This is a genomic window from Bradyrhizobium sp. i1.15.2, assembly GCF_040548425.1.
Lineage (GTDB): Bacteria > Pseudomonadota > Alphaproteobacteria > Rhizobiales > Xanthobacteraceae > Bradyrhizobium > Bradyrhizobium canariense.
The window spans coordinates 66,232-82,675 of sequence record NZ_JBEPRQ010000032.1 but is presented as its reverse complement, the minus strand read 5'-3'; the positions used below and the strand labels follow the sequence as shown (position 1 = coordinate 82,675).

Annotated in this window: 15 protein-coding genes; 5 read left to right on the top strand and 10 right to left on the bottom strand. The window is 63.8% G+C overall.

Annotation, left to right across the window (positions count from 1 at the left end; all coding sequences use genetic code 11):
• Window positions 1–11: 11 nt before the first annotated feature.
• From ABIB80_RS34465 to ABIB80_RS34435, 7 genes are all read right to left on the bottom strand, one after another.
• Complete coding sequence (locus ABIB80_RS34465; RefSeq protein WP_007592063.1) at window positions 12–1,238, bottom strand: ABC transporter substrate-binding protein; 1,227 nt, start codon at window positions 1,236–1,238, stop codon at window positions 12–14.
• 168 nt (window positions 1,239–1,406) lie between these two features.
• Window positions 1,407–2,555, bottom strand: coding sequence for an NHL repeat-containing protein (locus ABIB80_RS34460; protein ID WP_007592061.1), 1,149 nt, complete (start codon window positions 2,553–2,555; stop codon window positions 1,407–1,409).
• A gap of 78 nt (window positions 2,556–2,633) precedes the next feature.
• Complete coding sequence (locus ABIB80_RS34455; protein WP_354129090.1) at window positions 2,634–3,374, bottom strand: SDR family NAD(P)-dependent oxidoreductase; 741 nt, start codon at window positions 3,372–3,374, stop codon at window positions 2,634–2,636.
• 145 nt (window positions 3,375–3,519) lie between these two features.
• On the bottom strand, window positions 3,520–5,025 hold the full coding sequence (gene purF / locus ABIB80_RS34450; protein ID WP_219683207.1) for an amidophosphoribosyltransferase: 1,506 nt from the start codon (window positions 5,023–5,025) through the stop codon (window positions 3,520–3,522).
• Window positions 5,026–5,053: 28 nt separating this feature from the next.
• Window positions 5,054–5,683, bottom strand: a complete 630-nt coding sequence (locus ABIB80_RS34445; RefSeq protein WP_007592055.1) for a CvpA family protein — start codon at window positions 5,681–5,683, stop codon at window positions 5,054–5,056.
• A 166-nt stretch (window positions 5,684–5,849) separates the two neighbouring features.
• Window positions 5,850–7,295, bottom strand: a complete 1,446-nt coding sequence (gene radA, locus ABIB80_RS34440) for a DNA repair protein RadA (RefSeq protein WP_007592053.1) — start codon at window positions 7,293–7,295, stop codon at window positions 5,850–5,852.
• A gap of 195 nt (window positions 7,296–7,490) precedes the next feature.
• Window positions 7,491–8,216: a sulfite exporter TauE/SafE family protein gene (locus ABIB80_RS34435; protein WP_219683205.1), complete on the bottom strand. Its 726-nt coding sequence runs from the start codon at window positions 8,214–8,216 to the stop codon at window positions 7,491–7,493.
• A gap of 193 nt (window positions 8,217–8,409) precedes the next feature.
• Between ABIB80_RS34435 and ABIB80_RS34430 the strand changes: the two genes are divergently transcribed.
• The 4 genes from ABIB80_RS34430 (at window position 8,410) to ABIB80_RS34415 (ending at window position 11,992) form a co-directional block, all read left to right on the top strand.
• Window positions 8,410–9,282 carry a L,D-transpeptidase gene (locus tag ABIB80_RS34430; RefSeq protein WP_354129089.1) on the top strand — a complete coding sequence of 291 codons (873 nt, stop codon included), beginning with the start codon at window positions 8,410–8,412 and terminating at the stop codon, window positions 9,280–9,282.
• Between the two features lie 431 nt (window positions 9,283–9,713).
• Complete coding sequence (locus tag ABIB80_RS34425; RefSeq protein ID WP_007592043.1) at window positions 9,714–10,409, top strand: alpha/beta fold hydrolase; 696 nt, start codon at window positions 9,714–9,716, stop codon at window positions 10,407–10,409.
• Window positions 10,410–10,710: 301 nt separating this feature from the next.
• Entirely contained in the window at window positions 10,711–11,079 is a 369-nt protein-coding gene (locus ABIB80_RS34420) for a GFA family protein (protein WP_354129088.1), read from the top strand.
• Between the two features lie 97 nt (window positions 11,080–11,176).
• Window positions 11,177–11,992 carry a DUF4886 domain-containing protein gene (locus ABIB80_RS34415; protein WP_354129087.1) on the top strand — a complete coding sequence of 272 codons (816 nt, stop codon included), beginning with the start codon at window positions 11,177–11,179 and terminating at the stop codon, window positions 11,990–11,992.
• Between the two features lies 1 nt (window position 11,993).
• Here ABIB80_RS34415 and ABIB80_RS34410 read toward each other — a convergent pair whose 3' ends face one another.
• The gene (locus tag ABIB80_RS34410; protein ID WP_354129086.1) at window positions 11,994–12,764 is read right to left on the bottom strand and encodes an exodeoxyribonuclease III; all 771 of its coding nucleotides are present in this window, start codon (window positions 12,762–12,764) and stop codon (window positions 11,994–11,996) included.
• Between the two features lie 40 nt (window positions 12,765–12,804).
• On the opposite strand from ABIB80_RS34410, the gene ABIB80_RS34405 reads away from it, so the two are divergent.
• The gene (locus ABIB80_RS34405) at window positions 12,805–13,023 is read left to right on the top strand and encodes a hypothetical protein (protein WP_007592035.1); all 219 of its coding nucleotides are present in this window, start codon (window positions 12,805–12,807) and stop codon (window positions 13,021–13,023) included.
• A 12-nt stretch (window positions 13,024–13,035) separates the two neighbouring features.
• Here the strand turns inward: ABIB80_RS34405 and alr are convergent, their stop codons facing one another.
• Both alr and ABIB80_RS34395 read right to left on the bottom strand, forming a co-directional pair.
• The gene (alr, locus tag ABIB80_RS34400) at window positions 13,036–14,316 is read right to left on the bottom strand and encodes an alanine racemase (RefSeq protein ID WP_354129091.1); all 1,281 of its coding nucleotides are present in this window, start codon (window positions 14,314–14,316) and stop codon (window positions 13,036–13,038) included.
• A 51-nt stretch (window positions 14,317–14,367) separates the two neighbouring features.
• Window positions 14,368–15,876: a replicative DNA helicase gene (locus tag ABIB80_RS34395; RefSeq protein WP_219683201.1), complete on the bottom strand. Its 1,509-nt coding sequence runs from the start codon at window positions 15,874–15,876 to the stop codon at window positions 14,368–14,370.
• Window positions 15,877–16,444: the final 568 nt, after the last annotated feature.

The window sequence follows — 16,444 nt, the reverse complement described above, 5'->3', positions numbered from 1 at the left end:
CACCTATGCTCTTACTTCTTCACCAGCGGGCACTCGCTGTCCTTGAGCGGCTTGGCCGCATCTTCCGCCGGGATGGTCGCGATCAGTTTGTAGTAATCCCACGGTCCCTTGGATTCTTCCGGCTTCTTCACCTCGAACAGGAAGGCGGGAATGATCCGGCGTCCGTCCTCGCGCAGCGGGCCCTTGCCGAACAGCGGATCGTCGGTCGGGATCTCCTTCATCTTGGCGACAACTTTGGCGCCGTCGTGCGGATTGCCGCCGAGGGCGTCCATCGCCTTCAGAAGATGCAGCACGGCCGCGTAATTGCCGGCCTGCGTCATCGAGGGCATCGCCTTGTTGGCGACCTTGTCCTGGAAGCGCTTCGAGAAGGCGCGCGTGCCTTCGTTGAGGTCCCAGTAGAAGGATTCGGTGAAGGTCAGGCCGTGCGCGGTCTTCAGGCCGAGCGAGTGGACGTCGTTGATGAACAGCAACAGCGCCGCGAGCTTCTGGCCGCCTTCGACGATGCCGAACTCGGCCGCCTGCTTGATCGAGTTGGTGGTGTCGCCGCCGGCATTGGCGAGACCGACGATCTTCGCCTTCGAATTCTGCGCCTGCAGCAGGAAGGAGGAGAAATCCGACGTGTTGAGCGGATGCTTGACGCCGCCGAGCACCTTGCCGCCGTTCGCGGTGACGACCGCGCTGGTGTCACGCTCGAGCGCAGCACCGAAGGCGTAGTCGGCGGTCAGGAAGAACCAGCTGTCGCCGCCGGCCTTTGTCAGCGCCTTGCCGGTACCGTTGGCGAGCATGTAGGTGTCGTAAGTATAGGAAATGGTGTTGGCGTTGCAGGCCTTGCCGGTGAGGTCGGCACTGGCGCCGCCATTGTTGAGCAGGACCGCGTTCTTTTCCTTGACGACGTTGCTGACGGCCAGCGCCACGCCGGAGTTCGGGGTGTCGGCGATCACATCGACCTTCTGGGTGTCGATCCACTGCCGCGCGATGTTGACGCCGACGTCCGGCTTGTTCTGGTGGTCGCCGCTGATCACATCGATCTTCCAGCCCTTGGCGCGAAGGCCGGAATCTTCCACCGCCATGTTGACCGCCGCCACGGCGCCGGGGCCGCCGATGTCGGCATAGAGGCTGGACATGTCGTTGAGCACGCCGATCGTGACGGATTTTTCCTGGGCGAAGGCGGATGTGGCAAAACCGAAGGCGGCACAGGCCAGAAGAGCCGCGGAGCGGCGCGCGAACGTCGTCGTCATAAAAGCTTTCCTCCATTGTCAAACATGCGGACGGCTCTCTTGGGGAGCCTTGTTCCGGCTGATGGCTCTACCGTGTCCCAAGGGCGTCGGCAATGCGCCTAAAGCCGGATGACGCCGCGTCCCCAGCGTCATCCGTCCGTTAATTTTTGGGCAAAATGCGTTGAGGCGCTATTTGAGCGCGTCCGATGTCAGCCTGAATTTCTGGATCCGTTTTCCGGTGTCGACCTCGGCGGTATAGACGTTACCCTTGGGGTCGATCGCCATGGCATGCACCCAGTGGAATTGTCCGGCATTGCGGCCGTTGTGCCCGAAGCTGCCGACCACGCTGCCGTCCTCGCGCCTGATCACCCTGATCTCGTTGTTCTCGCCGTCCGCGCTGAGCAGCCAGGTCTGCTTCGGATCGGGCCAGATCGCGATGTCCCACACCGCGCCGTTGCCGAGCGTGTTCTTCTCGAAGAAGAACTCCTTTACGAAGGTGCCGTCCGTCTTGAAGACCTGGATGCGGTTGTTGATGCGGTCGCAGACGTAGACGAGCCCGTCATTGGCGAGCTTCACGCAGTGGACGGGATTGCCGAACTGCTGGGACACCGGCGCCTTGGGATCGTACGCCGCCTGCTTGGTGTCATCAGGCTTGTTGCCGTAGGCGCCCCAGTGCCGCTTGTAGGCGAGGGTCGTTGCGTCGAACACGATGACGCGGCGGTTGCCGTAGCCGTCGGCGACGTAGATTTCGTTGGCGGCCTTGTCGATCGCGGTCTCGGCGGGTTTGCCGAGCTGTGTCGTGTCGTTGCTGCCGAGGCTCGGCGCGATCTTGCCGATCTGGGCGACGAACTTGCCGTCGAGCGTGAATTTCAGGATCGCGTTGTCGTTGTCGGCATTGCCGCCGACCCAGACGAAGCCGCGCTCGTCGACCTCGATGCCGTGCTCGCGGCCGACCCATTCATAGCCTTCGCCCGCGCCGCCCCACGATCGCAGCAGATTGCCGTCGCTGTCGAATTCGAGCACCGGCGGCGCCGACACGCAGCATTTCGAACGCGGCGGAGTGAGGCTCGCGCCTTTCTCGTCGTCGGTGAGGGAGCGGGGGCGATGGATCACCCAGATGTGGCCTTGCCAGTCGACGGTGATGCCGCCGACCTGACCGAGGATCCAGTTGTTCGGCAACGGCTTTGGCCAGGAAGCATCGACCGCGAAGGTCGGGACGTCGCCGGCGGTTGCCGCGCCCGGAAGCGCAAACGCGACGGCCGCGATCAGGACAGAGAGGACGCGAGAGACATTTGCGAGCGCACGCTTAAAGCTTGCGCGATTCCGCCATGGCGTCATGGCAACCTCCCTTTATTGGCCTGCAGCTTGCTGCCGCTTGAGCGCGGGCAGTCAATCGCGGGGAGGCCGTCAAGTCAATCAGGCCGGCGAGCGGAAGCTCATCAGGCTGCGGGTCTTGTAGTCGTAGAACTTGCCGGTTTCGGTCCAGTCCGGCGCGCACATCGGCACGATGAATTCGGCGACCTGCTCGGCTGTATCGAGCGTCGCCGGATCTTCGCCCGGCATCAGCGTCGCGCGCATGCGGGTGCGGACGGGGCCCGGATTGAACAAATTGACGCGCAGTTTCGTATTCGCGGTCTCCTGTGCCCAGGCGCGCGCCAGCGTTTCCAGCGCCGCCTTGGACGCCGCGTAGGGACTGACATAGGCGGTCGCCTTGTTGGCAGCGCCGGACGTGACGAACACCGCGCGGCCGGCGTCGGACTGCTTGAGCAGCGGCTCCATGCAGCGGATCAGCTGGAAGTTCGCGGAGACGTTGACCGCCATCACGTCGGTGAAGGCCTTCAGCTCGATATGGCCGATCGGCGAGGAGGGGCCGAGCACGCCGGCATTGCCGACGAGGATGTCGAGCTTGCCGTAACGCTCATGCAGGCCGGCGCCGAGCCGCGCGATGCCGTCGGAATCGGTGAGGTTGAGCGGCACCAGCGTTGCGGTGCCGCCGTCCTTGCGGATCTCGTCGTCGAGCTCTTCGAGCCCGCCCTGCGTGCGCGCCACGGCGACGATATGCGCGCCGGCCTTGGCCAGCGCCTTGGCGGTGGCAAAGCCGATGCCGCGCGAGGCGCCGGTGACGAGAGCGATGCGGCTGGCGAGGGGATTTGTCATCAAGAAGTTCTACCCAGCGTCGTCCTGGCGAAAGCCAGGACCCATACGCCGTGACGTTTATGGCTAGGGAAGATGATTGTCACACCTTCTTCGAACCAGAGAGGCCTGTGGTAATGGGTCCTGGCTTTCGCCAGGACGACGGCCGTCAGCTCGCCTCCGCCAGCAGCGACAATTGCCGCGGCTGCTGCTCGGTCTGGGTCTGGTCGGTGAGGTGGGTCGGATAGGCCCCGGTGAAGCAATGGTCCGAGAATTTCGGATTGGCGGGGTCGCGGCCGGGCTCGCCCATGGCGCGGTACATGCCGTCGATCGACAGGAAAGCGAGCGAGTCGGCGCCGATGATCTCGCGCATTTCTTCCAGCGAATGCGTCGCCGCAAGAAGACCGCCGCGGTCCGGCAGGTCGATGCCGTAATAGTCGGGATAGAGGATCGGCGGCGAGGCGAGGCGGAAATGCACTTCCTTGGCGCCGGCATCGCGCATCATGCGAACGATCTTCTTCGAGGTGGTGCCGCGCACCAGCGAATCGTCGATCAGGATGATGCGCTTGCCTTCGATCGCGGCGCGGTTGGCCGAATGCTTCATGCGCACGCCGGACTCGCGGATCGCCTGGGTCGGCTGGATGAAGGTGCGGCCGACATAGTGGTTGCGGATGATGCCGAGCTCGAACGGCACGCCGGAATGCTGGCTGTAGCCGACCGCGGCGGGCACGCCGGAATCCGGCACCGGCACCACGACGTCGACCGGCACGTGGCTCTCCTTGGCGAGCTGCGCGCCGAAAGCCTTGCGCACCTCATAGACGGAGCGGCCGTGGACGATGGAATCCGGACGTGAGAAGTAGATGTACTCGAAGATGCAGGGCCGCGGCGCAATCGGTGGGAACGGCTTGTGAATGTCCTGGCCGCTCTCGTCGAACACGATGACTTCACCGGGTTCGATGTCCCGCACAAAGCGCGCGCCGATGATGTCGAGGGCGCAGGTCTCGGACGTCAGGATCGGGCAGCCGTCGAGATCGCCAAGCACCAGCGGACGGATGCCGCGCGGGTCGCGCGCGCCGACCAGCTTTTTGTTGGTCAGCGAGACCAGCGCATAGGCGCCCTCGATCTCGCGTAGCGCGTCGACATAGCGCTCAATGAAGCGGCTGCGCCTGGAGCGCGCGACCAAATGCAGGATCACTTCGGTGTCGGTGGTCGACTGCATCATCGCGCCGCTTTTCACGAGCTCGCGACGCAACGTCAGGCCGTTGGTGAGATTGCCGTTGTGGGCGACCGCAAGGCCGCCGGCGTTGAGCTCGGCGAACAGCGGCTGCACGTTGCGCAGGATGGTGGCGCCGGTGGTGGAATAGCGGACATGGCCGACTGCCATTGTGCCGGGGAGGCGGTCGATCACCTCGCGGCGGGAGAAGGTGTCACCGACGAGGCCGAGGCGGCGTTCGGAATGAAAGCGGCCACCGTCATAGGAGACAATGCCGGCTGCTTCCTGACCACGGTGCTGAAGGGCGTGGAGGCCGAGCGCCGTGATGGCGGCGGCATTGGGGTGGCCGTAGATGCCGAAGACGCCGCATTCCTCGCGCAGCGTATCCCCCTCCAGATCGTCTTGAAGTTCCAGCGCGGCCGGGCCGAGATCAAGTAGGGCGTCCTGGTCAGGATTTCGCATCTCGTCCGAGCCTCTCGTTAGGGCTTAATCATCGCGCCGCGGGTTTCTCGATCAGCTTTTTAAGGCTGTCACGAGCCGGTTTGCTGTATCCGTCGCCACTGCCCGAAGGCTGCTGTTCGGAATCAGTTTGCTCTTCATCTGGTTTGTTTTTCTTGAATCTCTTCAAGATGGTGTTCTCGGGGTCGTCAGGCAAGAGGGCCATCAGCCAATCCCCGGTTCCCTGGAGCACCACGCGGGATTTGGCCCCCGTGACCCAATCCGGGCGCTGCTTGTCCGGCACCAGCCAGGTGAAGAACAGGAAGGCGACCACGACGATCAAAAGCCCGCGTGCCAGCCCGAACAGGAATCCGAGGGTGCGGTCCAGCGCGCCGATGCGCGAATCCAGGATCATGTCGGAGATCCGGACCGTGATCACGGAGACCACGACCAAAGTGCCCACGAACACGCCAGCGACCACGACCACGCTCGCGACGGTATCGTTGTTGAAATAGGTCTTTGCGGTCGGCAGCAGCTTCGAGAATGAGTAAAGGGTGACGATCGCCGCCGTGCCCCAGGCCGCGATCGACAGGATTTCGCGCATGAAGCCGCGAACCATGGCGAGCAGGCCCGAAATCAGCATCACACCGAGCAGGATCAGGTCGAGGATGGTTACTGGCATCGGCTGGTCTGGTCCGCTCGTACTTCAAGGTGCTCAGCGAATCGGTGTTTGGCCGCCCGCCCTAAGTGAGGGCCAGACGACGTTCCCGGCAAGGCCGCAACCACGCAATCCCATGCTGCTTTTGTGACGGCTGTATAGCGGCGAGGGCGGGGCACGTCACCACCGGCTAACCCTCTCCGCGGCGGAATCTTGCCGGTGTGGCATTTTTCTCTGCCGGTGCGCTCGAGTCGCCTCGCCGGGAGCCGCGCGCGGCGATCTCAGCGACCAGCGTCGTCAGGCTGTTGATCGCGTTCAGCGACAGGCCGGCATCGCCGGCGGCTTCACCCCGGGCCGATTCGGGCAGCACGGCACGCTGAAAGCCGAGTTTTGCCGCTTCTTTCAGCCGGGCCGGGGTCTGCGCCACGGGGCGCACCACGCCGGACAGCGAGATCTCGCCGAAATAGACCGCATCGGTGGGTAACTGCGCATTAACCAGGGAAGACACCAGCGCCGCCGCAGCGGCCAGATCAGCCGCGGGCTCGTGGATGCGCAGGCCGCCCGCGACGTTCAGATAGACGTCGTGGCCCGACAGCTTGACCCCGCAATGGGCTTCCAGCACCGCCAGCACCATCGACAAACGGCTCGGATCCCAGCCGACCACGGCCCGTCGCGGGGTGCCGAGCGAGGTTGGCGCCACCAGCGCCTGCAATTCGACCAGAACGGGCCTCGTGCCCTCGATGCCCGCGAAGACTGCGGTGCCGGGCGTGCCGAGATCGCGCTCGGACAAAAACAGCTCGGAGGGGTTGGTGACTTCGCGCAGGCCGAGCCCCGTCATCTCGAACACGCCGATCTCGTCGGTCGGACCGAAACGGTTCTTCACGGCACGCAGGATGCGGAATTGCTGCGAGCCTTCGCCCTCGAACGACAGCACCGCATCGACCATGTGCTCGACCACGCGGGGGCCGGCGATCTGGCCGTCCTTGGTGACATGGCCGACCAGGATGATGGCCGCGCCGGTCCTTTTGGCAAAACGAATCAGCGCCTGCGCCGAGGCGCGCACCTGCGTCACCGTACCGGGCGCCGATTCCACCGTGTCGGTCCACATGGTCTGGATCGAATCGATCACGATCAGCCGGGGCACCGCGCCCTCGGACAGCGTCGAGACGATGTCCTCGACCGACGTCTCGGCTGCGAGCTGAACCGGCGCGTCCGACAGCCCGAGCCGTTCGGCGCGCAGCCGAACCTGCGCGACCGCCTCTTCGCCGGAGATGTAGACGACGCGGTGCCCGGCGCGCGCGAGCAGGCTTGTGGCCTGCGTCAGCAGCGTCGACTTGCCGATGCCGGGATCGCCGCCGACCAGCAGCACCGAGCCGCGGACGAAGCCGCCGCCGGTCACGCGATCGAGCTCCGTCATGCCCGAGGACAGGCGCGGGGCGTCCTGGGTTTTTCCGGACAGGCTCTCCAGCGCGAACGTCCGCCCCTTGCGCTTGGAGCGGATCGACACCGGCACGCTGCCGGTCGTGTCCTCCTCGGCCAGCGTATTCCACTCGCCGCAAGACTCGCACTTGCCCTGCCAGCGGTTGTAGGCCGCGCCGCAGTTCTGGCAGACGAAGGAAAGTGTGTTCTTGGCCATGGGGACAGCGAGTTAGGGGGACAGCGAGTCGGGCGTTTCAGGTTTGCTGATAGCACGGAATGACGGTCGAGAGAGTGAGCCCGGGCGCACCCCGCATATCGCGGCTCGGCACGCCTGACAGCCGGCCCACCACAGCCGTGTCCTCGTGGACAGTCCGTCGATCGCACCCGAATTGGCCGTCTGAGCACAGCGCGGCTACGGCTGCGCCGCGTTCCAGAGCATGGAGAGGCCGGCGGCGATCATGATCGCGTCCATCACCACGCGGAACATCTCCGGCTTCAGGCGCAGCACGAAGCGTTTGGCAATGAAGGCGCCCGCCATCAACGAAGATCCCGCGATCAGGCCTTTGACGAACACATCGGCGGTCAGCGCGCCGAACCGTTCGAAGGTCACGGATTTCGCGGCATAGAGCCCGAGCGAAGAAGCCGCTTCGGTGGCGAGGAAAGCGCCCCGGGACAAGCCATAGAACAGGAATAGCGGGACGCTGAGCGGGCCGGTGGAGACGACGATGCCGGTGAGATAGCCGATGGCGGCCCCGCCGATCGCCAGATGCCAGAGATTGGCCTTGAGATCGTGCCGCGCCAGCCAGTGTCGCACCGGCACCATCGCGATCAGGAAGACGCCGATGGCGAGATCGACGGCGTGCGAGGGCAGGGCCAGCAGCGTCCGCGCGCCGAGCACGGCGGCCGGAATACCTGTCACCGAATAAGCCGCGCAGGCCCGCCAGTCGACCTCGCGCCACCAGGCCAGGATCCGTGAGAAGTTGGCCATGACGGCGGCCACCGCCATGATCGGCACCGCCTCCTTTGGCCCGTAGGCATAGACCAGCACCGGCATCAGCATGATCGACGAGCCCGTGCCGACGATGCCCGAAATGGTGCCTGCGATGAGGCCGACGATGAGGACGAAGAGGAAAGCCAAAACAATCTCCACGAATCGGGAGAGTTTAGCCGCGGCCAGCAGCGCGGGCGATCCGCGAGGCGAGGGAACCCTATCTTGCCGAACGAGCCCGGCGTTAACCATCGCCGACGGTTCCAGTCTGAGCGAAATCGCTTCGAAGTTTCTTAAATCTTACTGGGTACCTCTCGTGGGCATAGTGACCTGGGGGAAGTGTATGGGTAAGCGGACCAAACGCGGAAAGGCGCAGACGTTCGCAATCCCGATGGCCGCGAGACTTGCAATCGGCGCCGTGGCCGTTGCCGCGTTGGGGTACGGTTTGCTGTCTCGACCGACGAACGTGCAAGCGACACGAAAGCCGTCCGCGCGCGAAGCCCAAGCGTCGTCAACTCCGGTTTACGTCGCAACGCCGGTTCATGCATCATCGTCACCTCCCACTCCGGCATCGGCTCCACCTCCGGCCCCGGCGCCTCTGGTCGAACCGCCCAAAGCTGCCGACGTTCCCGGAGCATTTGTTCGGCAGGTGGTTGACTACGCCAGCCGCCAGACGCCGGGCACCGTGATCATCGATACCAAGAACACCTTCCTCTATTTCGTTCTGAACGACGCACAAGCACTGCGCTACGGCATCGGTGTTGGCCGCGAAGGTTTCACATGGTCCGGTGAGCAGACCGTGGCTCGCAAGGCAGAATGGCCCGATTGGCATCCGCCTGCGGAGATGGTCTCGCGTCAGCCTTATCTGCCGCGGTTCATGGCAGGTGGCCCCGGCAACCCGCTCGGCGCTCGGGCGATGTATCTGGGCGACACCGAATATCGAATTCACGGCACCAACAAGCCCGATACGATCGGGAAGCGGGTCTCGTCCGGCTGCATCCGACTGACCAATGAGGACGTCGTTGACCTCTATGATCGCGTGAAAGTCGGCGCGAAAGTGATCGTGCTTCCGACAACCGTTGCCCGCCGACCACCCCAGGGAGCACCGGCCGACGCCGCTTTCCGATTACCGGACCCGGCATCGCCGTCGAACCGGCCATCGGCAACTCACGCGCAGATGCCGTCATCTGGACCGAGGATCGCCGAGGCTCAGTAATTCATCCTCGGTCCTCATCCTGCAACGGAGAACAAGGAGGCACTGCAAGTCGCCTACGAGGTCATCCGGTAGGCATAAGCATTACGGCTTGTAGGGCGGAGGACAGACCACCTCTCCCAGAGGACTTCTCCGGCACGGCTCAGTCACCCTGATTGCGGTATGAGTATAAGCGTAGCTCAAAGCCGCGCCGGTTAGAGCCGCACCAAGGATTGCAATTTGCCATCGCAATTTCATGGCTTCGACTTCCCAAGAGGCGCGTCGACGAGCTGCCCTTTCATATCAGCGAAGCCCTGTTGACGCGAAGGAGACGTTTCGGACATCAGTCTATAGCTATTTTGGAAGGACCAAACCTTCCGTGCCATTTCAGAAGACGCACCTTGCCTCCTTATTATCCTGCCGCTCTTAAGTTGTGATCAGGAAGGCAAGTTCCCATGAACGCCAAACCAACAATCGTTTTCTGCCACGGCATTTGGGCCGACGGCTCGTGCTTCAGTAAGGTCATCCCTGCATTGCAGGCCGATGGGCATGAGGTGATTGCCGTTCAATATGGTTTGGACTCTTACGAGGAGGATCTGGCGACGGTTAAGCGCACGCTCAATCGTGTCGGTAGTCCTGTCCTCCTGGTCGGTCATTCTTACGGCGGGGCCACCATTACAGGCGCAGGCACGGATGAGCGCGTGGTCGGGCTGGTGTACATTGCAGCGGTCGCTCCGGATGCCGGCGAAACCGTACAGGATCAGCTCGACAAATATCCCTCGGACATTTTCTCTCGCGTCGAGGTGGCGGATGGGCGTGCCTGGATGCTTCCGAGTGGCACCGAGTTCTTCGCAGGCGATCTCTCCGACGCAGACCAGAAGCTGGTTTGGGCGACCCATTATGCGCCCGTCTATGATCTGTTCCAGCAGCAAAAGCTCAGCGCGGACAAGGTCGCGTGGAGATCGAAGCCAAGCTGGTACGTCCTGGCCACGAAAGACCACACGGTGCATCCCGATCTGCAACGTTGGGTCTCAAAGCGAATGGGAGCGACTGTTACCGAGGTCGCGAGCAGCCATGTGCCAATGCTGTCCCAGCCTGATGTGGTGATCGACGTCATACGCAAGGCGGCGGCCGCCGTTCAAAAGGGCTGATCGCAGTCACTGCGCTGAATGCGAAGGAGAGGTCGTTTGCGGGCGACCTCTCCTGTCCGGTGGGCGACGACTGCCTCCGGAGACATCCCGCCGGTGTTTTGCCCGGTTTCGGACTATGCGTAACCCTTTGATTTGCCAGCGGTCGGCTACTGTGCATGGGGTTGTTTTTCATGTTTTTGTTGAGTTGGCGCGGCAAGTCGGTGCTCGCAGCACGTGGAGCAAGGCCGGCTGCGCGCTGCTGACAGCATGTTGGCAGCAGGGTCCGGCTACGACCATCTCCTGACAAAACGGAGAGCGGGTCATGCGGGTCGAGGGAAGCTGTCATTGCGGTGAGACGGTGTTCGAGGTGACGGAGGCGCCCGCGAGCGTGACCCGTTGCACCTGCTCGCTCTGCGCCAAGCGCGGCGCGTTGTGGGCCTATTACACGCCGGCGCAGTTTCGGCTGCTGTCGCCCGCGGAGAACGTCGCGACCTATCTCTGGGGCAGCCGCACGGTCAAACACCATTTCTGCGCAAGCTGCGGCTGCGGTACCTATTCGGAGTCGCCGGACTGGTCGACCGGCAAGCCCGATTTCGACAATCCGAGGGTCGCCGTCAACGCGCACCTGTTCGACGAATTCGATCTGGAGGCCGTACCGGTGACCATGATTGACGGCAAGAATTTATGGTGAGCATGCGCTCTCGCGCATGTCTGCTGCTCGTCAGTGCTCTTGAGGCACTCTTGAAAAGCTGATCTGTTTCCGCCCGACAGAAAAGGGGAGGAAGCCGATGATGCGTCTTTTCGCGCGAGTGATGCTCGCGATGTGTCTGGCCGTTGTAGTCGGCTTCCATGCCCAGGCGCAGACCAAGCCCAAGGTCACGACATCAGGACCGGATTTCCCCAAGACCGCGCTGTTCGTCGGCAACAGCTTCTTTTACTACAACAACGGCATGCCCGGGCATCTCTCCTTCATGGAGCGGGCTGCGTATCCTGAAAACAAGGCGGCCTATCGCAACACCATGGCAACGATCGGCGGCTCCGGCCTCGATTGGCACGACATGGAGAACCTGCTGCGGGCGGGCGGCCTCGGCGCCTATTCGTTCGACGAGCAGAATAACGTCGTCTTCAACAAGCCGGGCAGGCAGTACGACGCCGTCGTGATGATGGATTGCAGCCAGTGCCCGATCCATCCGCAATTGAAGGACGCGTTCGCGACCTTCGCGAAGAAGGACGGCGAGATCGTCCGCGCCCATGGCATGCGGCCGGTCCTGTTCATGTCCTGGGCTTACGCCGACAAGCCTGAGATGACGGAAGCGTTGGCCGAGGCCTACACGATCGCAGGCAATGCCAATGATGCGCTGGTGATCCCCGCAGGCCTTGCTTTCGCGCGCGTGCGCAAGCTGCAGCCCGAGCTTAATCTGTATGCGCCGGACAAGCGGCACCCGAGCCCCGTAGGCACGTATCTGGCGACCTGCGTGACGTTCGCCGCGCTGACCGGCCGCTCGCCGGTCGGCAATTCCTACACGATGGGACTGGACGCGCCGACGGTGGAGCTGCTGCAAAAAGCAGCGTGGGACACAGTGCAGGAGTATTACGGGCTTTGACCTAGCGCAGCACGACCCACGCCGGTGCGTGGTCGCTCGCGCCTTCCTCGCCGCGAACCTTCTTGTCCACGCCGGCTTTTGCGAGGCGTGAGGCGAGGGCAGGGCTGAGCAGGAGATGATCGAGCCGCAGGCCCGCATCGCGCGGCCAGCGGTTTCGCTTGTAATCCCAGAAGGTGTAGATGCGCTGCTCCGGGTGCAGTTCGCGGATCGCGTCACACCAGCCTTGTGCCAGCAGCGAGGCAAAAGCCGCACGGCTCTTCGGCTGGATCAAGGCATCCTTGTCCCACGAGCGCGTCGGATAGATGTCGATCTCATCAGGCGCAACGTTGTAGTCGCCGGCGAGCACCACGGGCAGCTCCTGCTTGATCAACGTTTTGGCGTGGCGCTTGAGCCGCGCGAACCAGTCGAGCTTGTAGTCGAATTTCGGTCCCGGCTGCGGATTGCCGTTCGGCAGGTAGATGCTGGTGACGATGACACCGCGTACCGCGGCCTCGATGTAGCGGGCTTCGTGATCGGCAGGCTTTCCCGGCAAGCGATCGCGGGTGAGAATGGGCTCGGCATTGCGGGCCAGAATGGCGACGCCGTTCCAGGTCTTCTGTCCACACCACACTGCGCCGTAACCTGACTTTTCGATCGCGGCCGCCGGAAACTCGCCATCACTTGCCTTCAACTCCTGAAGTGCGACGACATCTGGCTTCGCCGTTCGCATCCATGCCAATAGATTGGGCAGGCGGCGATTGATGTTGTTGATGTTGAACGTCGCGATCTTCATGTAGAGCTACCGGCTCCTGCCTTCCGTTACCGGAGAAACAATGTCCAAGTTGAGCTTTGCCGTCATCGCCGTCGCCGTTGCGTTCTCCGGGGTCGCCTCGGCACAATCATCCGATCCGCGCGGCGCGTGCAAGGCGGACTACGACAAATTCTGCGCCGGCCTTGCGCCGGGCGGCGGCATCGTCGCCTGCCTCAACGGCAAGCGCGATCAGCTCAGCGCAACTTGCAAGACGGCGCTGGACAGCAGGAAGAAGAAGTAAGCGGCGCGCCGCTCAGCCCCGCAGCGGCGGCGGGCTTGCGGGCTGTTCGATCGGTGGCGGAGCGGGCGCCTGCTGCTCGACTACCTGCGCGGGAGCCGGCTTGGCCAGCGGCTCCACCACATTCCCGCCTTTGTAGATGCGGGCGTAGCGGCGGCCGAGGCTGGTCAGCACCTCGTAGCCGATCGTTCCGAAATGATGCGCGAGCTCGTCGACGGTGATGCCCTCGCCGAGCAGCGTCACCATGTGGCCGCGCCGCGCCGCGTTCGGCGGCAGATCGGTGATGTCGATCGCGATCAGGTCCATCGAGACGCGGCCCGCGACGGGGCAGCGCTTGCCGGCGACGATGACCTCGGCGCCGCGGGTGCCGTCATTGGAGCTTGCCGCGCGGAAATAGCCGTCGGCATAACCGACCGCGATGATTGCGAGTTTCGTCGGCCGCCGTGCGGTCCAGGTGCCGCCATAGCCGACGCTCTCGCCACGCTCGACATTGCGGATTTGCACGATGCGGGCCTTGAGATCGATCACCGGCTGCATCGGATTGTCGGCCTCCGGCGTCGGGTTGACGCCGTAGAGCGCGGCGCCCGGCCGCACCATGTCGAACTGGAAGGGCGCGCCGAGGAAGACGCCGGACGAATTGGCGAGCGCCGCCGGCACGCCGGAGAATTCGCTGGCGATGCCGCGGAAGGCCGCGAGTTGCTTGGCATTCACCGGGCTGTTGAGTTGCTCGGCCGCAACCAGATGGCTCATTACCAGCGTGATGCCGTGATCGCCGGCGTTGATGCGGGGGATGATGGCCTGCGCTTCCGCAAGCGTCAGGCCGAGCCGGTTCATGCCGGTGTCGATGTGGATGGCGGCGCCACCGGTCCAGCCGGTGCGGCGACAGAACACGTCCCATTCGGCAAGTTCGTTGAGATCGCCGATCACGGGGCGGCAGTTGATCTGGGCGTAGTGCTCGCCGGTGTTCTGGAAATAGCCACCGAGCACGTAGATCGTGGGCTCTGGCACCGCCGCGCGCACCTTGCGCGCTTCCTCGATGGTGGCGACGAAGAAGGTCTTGCAGCCGGCCTTGTTCAGGGCACGCGCGACCTGCTCGGCGCCGCAGCCATAGGCGTCTGCCTTGATCACCGCCGAGCATTCGGCCGGCACCGCCGTCTTCTCGAGCTTGCGCCAATTGGCGATGATGGCATCGAGATCGACGGTGAGCACGCCACCGAAGGTCGCGAGCGCGGCAGCCTGATTGGCCTCCGCGGAGAGAAGGCCGGATTGCGGGATGATTTTCGGGTCGGACGCCATTGTCATGGCGCCGTTTTACGCAAGAGGACGGTCAGGTTCAACCCAGGGAACTCAGTAGTCGCCGCCGCTGCGGTCCGGCACCTGGCTGTCCGGCGCAAGGTCGCCGAACCGTGTGATCGACGCTTCGAAGGCCAGATCGACGGTGCCGGTCGGGCCGTGGCGCTGCTTGCCGATGATGACTTCGGCCTTGCCATGCGCAAGATCCATGTCCAGGCGCCATTTTTCGTGCTCGGGTGTGCCCGGGCGCGGCTCCTTGTTTCCGAGATAATATTCCTCGCGGTAGACGAACAGTACGACGTCGGCGTCCTGCTCGATCGAGCCGGATTCGCGCAGGTCCGACAGCTGCGGCCGCTTGTCGTCGCGCGACTCGACCTGGCGCGAGAGCTGCGAGAGCGCAATCACGGGCACGCTCAGTTCCTTGGCGAGCGCTTTCAGACTGGTCGTGATCTCGGTGATTTCCTGCACGCGGTTTTCGCTGCGCTTGCCCGAACCCGACAAGAGCTGGATGTAGTCGATGACGATGAGGTCGAGGCCCTTCTGCCGCTTCAGCCGGCGGGCGCGGGCCATGAGCTGCGCAATCGAGAGGCCGCCGGTCTCGTCGACATAGAACGGCAGCGACTGCAGCTCGATCGAGACTTCGCGGATCTTCTCGAAATCGGCCTCCGAGATGCCGCCGCGGCGGATCGACGAGGAAGGGATGCCGGTGCGCTCGGCCACGATACGCGTGGCGAGCTGGTCGGCCGACATTTCGCAGGAGAAGAAGCCGATGACGCCGCCATGGGCTGCCTTCATGGTGCCGTCGGCCTGGAGTTCACCGACATAGGCCCGGGCGACGTTGTAGGCGATATTGGTTGCAAGCGACGTCTTGCCCATGCCGGGACGGCCGGCGACGATGATGAGGTCGGAGTGCTGCAATCCGCCCATCTTGGTGTCGAGGTCGCGCAGGCCGGTCGAGATGCCCGACAGCTTTCCGTCGCGCTGGAACGCTTTTGCGGCCAGATCGACCGCAAGCGTCAGCGCCTGCGAAAATTTCTGGAAGCCTCCGTCATAGCGGCCGGATTCGGCGAGTTCGTAGAGGCGGCGCTCGGCGTCCTCGATCTGCGCCCGCGGCGCGAAGTCGACCGGGGCGTCATAGGCGACATTGACCATGTCCTCGCCGATGCCGATCAGGTCGCGCCGCAATGCCAGATCGTAGATGGTGCGCCCATAATCCTGCGCATTGATGATGGTGGTCGCTTCGGCGGCGAGACGCGCCAGATATTGCCCGATGGTCATGCCGCCGATATCGGTGTCGGCGGGCAGGAAGGTCTTCAGTGTGACGGGCGTCGCGATCTTGCCCATCCGGATCAGGCTCGAGGCAGTCTCGAAGATGGTCTGGTGCAGCGGCTCGAAGTAATGCTTCGGCTCTAGGAAATCGGAGACGCGGTAAAACGCGTCGTTGTTGACCAGGATCGCGCCCAGAAGGCTCTGTTCCGCTTCAATATTATGCGGCGCGCTTCGATAGGCGGGGGTTCCGGCTTCGGGCGCGAGTTTGAGAACGTTCGAATCAGTCAGGGCCATGGGGGAGCGATAGCAATTTTCTGGGGCGGATGCGGGGCCGGGATAAAGCGCCGCCTCAGACCAAAGCGGAAGCGAAAGCTGGCCGCTATCAACCGATCATTAAAATGGTGGATGATTGCCCGCCGCACCACGCGCCGCGCTTGACGGATTTTCGTGGAACCAGGTCGCCGCCTAAAGCGGCCGCTACCGTGCCGCGGAAAACGCCGGATGAAGTGAACCTGATGGGTGGGCGGGCCGACATATCGAGACGCGCGCGGATGACGCACGCTGGGCGCTTTCGGCTCGGTTCAGACCAGCAGGAGGTAGACCAGCGCAACCAGAGCCGCCCCGACGCCGGTAGCAATCAGGGCGTAATCGGTGCGGAGGTCGTCCTGCACGTCGAATGAGGTTTTGGTCTCGTCGCTCATGGCGACGGTCTAAGCCAGGGCCGACGAGACTTATGTGAAGCAGATCACATCTCCCCGGATTCTTTCGGGGGTACAGCCGGAACAGGTTAGCGGGCGGGGGGTTGTCTCCCGATCTGCCACCAGGGAACGAGGCAAGCGATGCGGCCAGAACGGCAGCCCCG

Bases quoted from the DNA above. Each gene is read 5' to 3' on its own strand.
- ABIB80_RS34445 (WP_007592055.1), bottom strand. From the start codon at position 5,683: ATGCCAGTAACCATCCTCGACCTGATCCTGCTCGGTGTGATGCTGATT.
- ABIB80_RS34460 (WP_007592061.1), bottom strand. From the start codon at position 2,555: ATGACGCCATGGCGGAATCGCGCAAGCTTTAAGCGTGCGCTCGCAAAT.
- ABIB80_RS34425 (WP_007592043.1), top strand. From the start codon at position 9,714: ATGAACGCCAAACCAACAATCGTTTTCTGCCACGGCATTTGGGCCGAC.
- ABIB80_RS34395 (WP_219683201.1), bottom strand. From the start codon at position 15,876: ATGGCCCTGACTGATTCGAACGTTCTCAAACTCGCGCCCGAAGCCGGA.
- ABIB80_RS34405 (WP_007592035.1), top strand. From the start codon at position 12,805: ATGTCCAAGTTGAGCTTTGCCGTCATCGCCGTCGCCGTTGCGTTCTCC.
- purF (WP_219683207.1), bottom strand. From the start codon at position 5,025: ATGCGAAATCCTGACCAGGACGCCCTACTTGATCTCGGCCCGGCCGCG.
- ABIB80_RS34465 (WP_007592063.1), bottom strand. From the start codon at position 1,238: ATGACGACGACGTTCGCGCGCCGCTCCGCGGCTCTTCTGGCCTGTGCC.
- ABIB80_RS34430 (WP_354129089.1), top strand. From the start codon at position 8,410: ATGGGTAAGCGGACCAAACGCGGAAAGGCGCAGACGTTCGCAATCCCG.
- ABIB80_RS34410 (WP_354129086.1), bottom strand. From the start codon at position 12,764: ATGAAGATCGCGACGTTCAACATCAACAACATCAATCGCCGCCTGCCC.
- radA (WP_007592053.1), bottom strand. From the start codon at position 7,295: ATGGCCAAGAACACACTTTCCTTCGTCTGCCAGAACTGCGGCGCGGCC.
- ABIB80_RS34415 (WP_354129087.1), top strand. From the start codon at position 11,177: ATGATGCGTCTTTTCGCGCGAGTGATGCTCGCGATGTGTCTGGCCGTT.
- alr (WP_354129091.1), bottom strand. From the start codon at position 14,316: ATGGCGTCCGACCCGAAAATCATCCCGCAATCCGGCCTTCTCTCCGCG.
- ABIB80_RS34420 (WP_354129088.1), top strand. From the start codon at position 10,711: ATGCGGGTCGAGGGAAGCTGTCATTGCGGTGAGACGGTGTTCGAGGTG.
- ABIB80_RS34455 (WP_354129090.1), bottom strand. From the start codon at position 3,374: ATGACAAATCCCCTCGCCAGCCGCATCGCTCTCGTCACCGGCGCCTCG.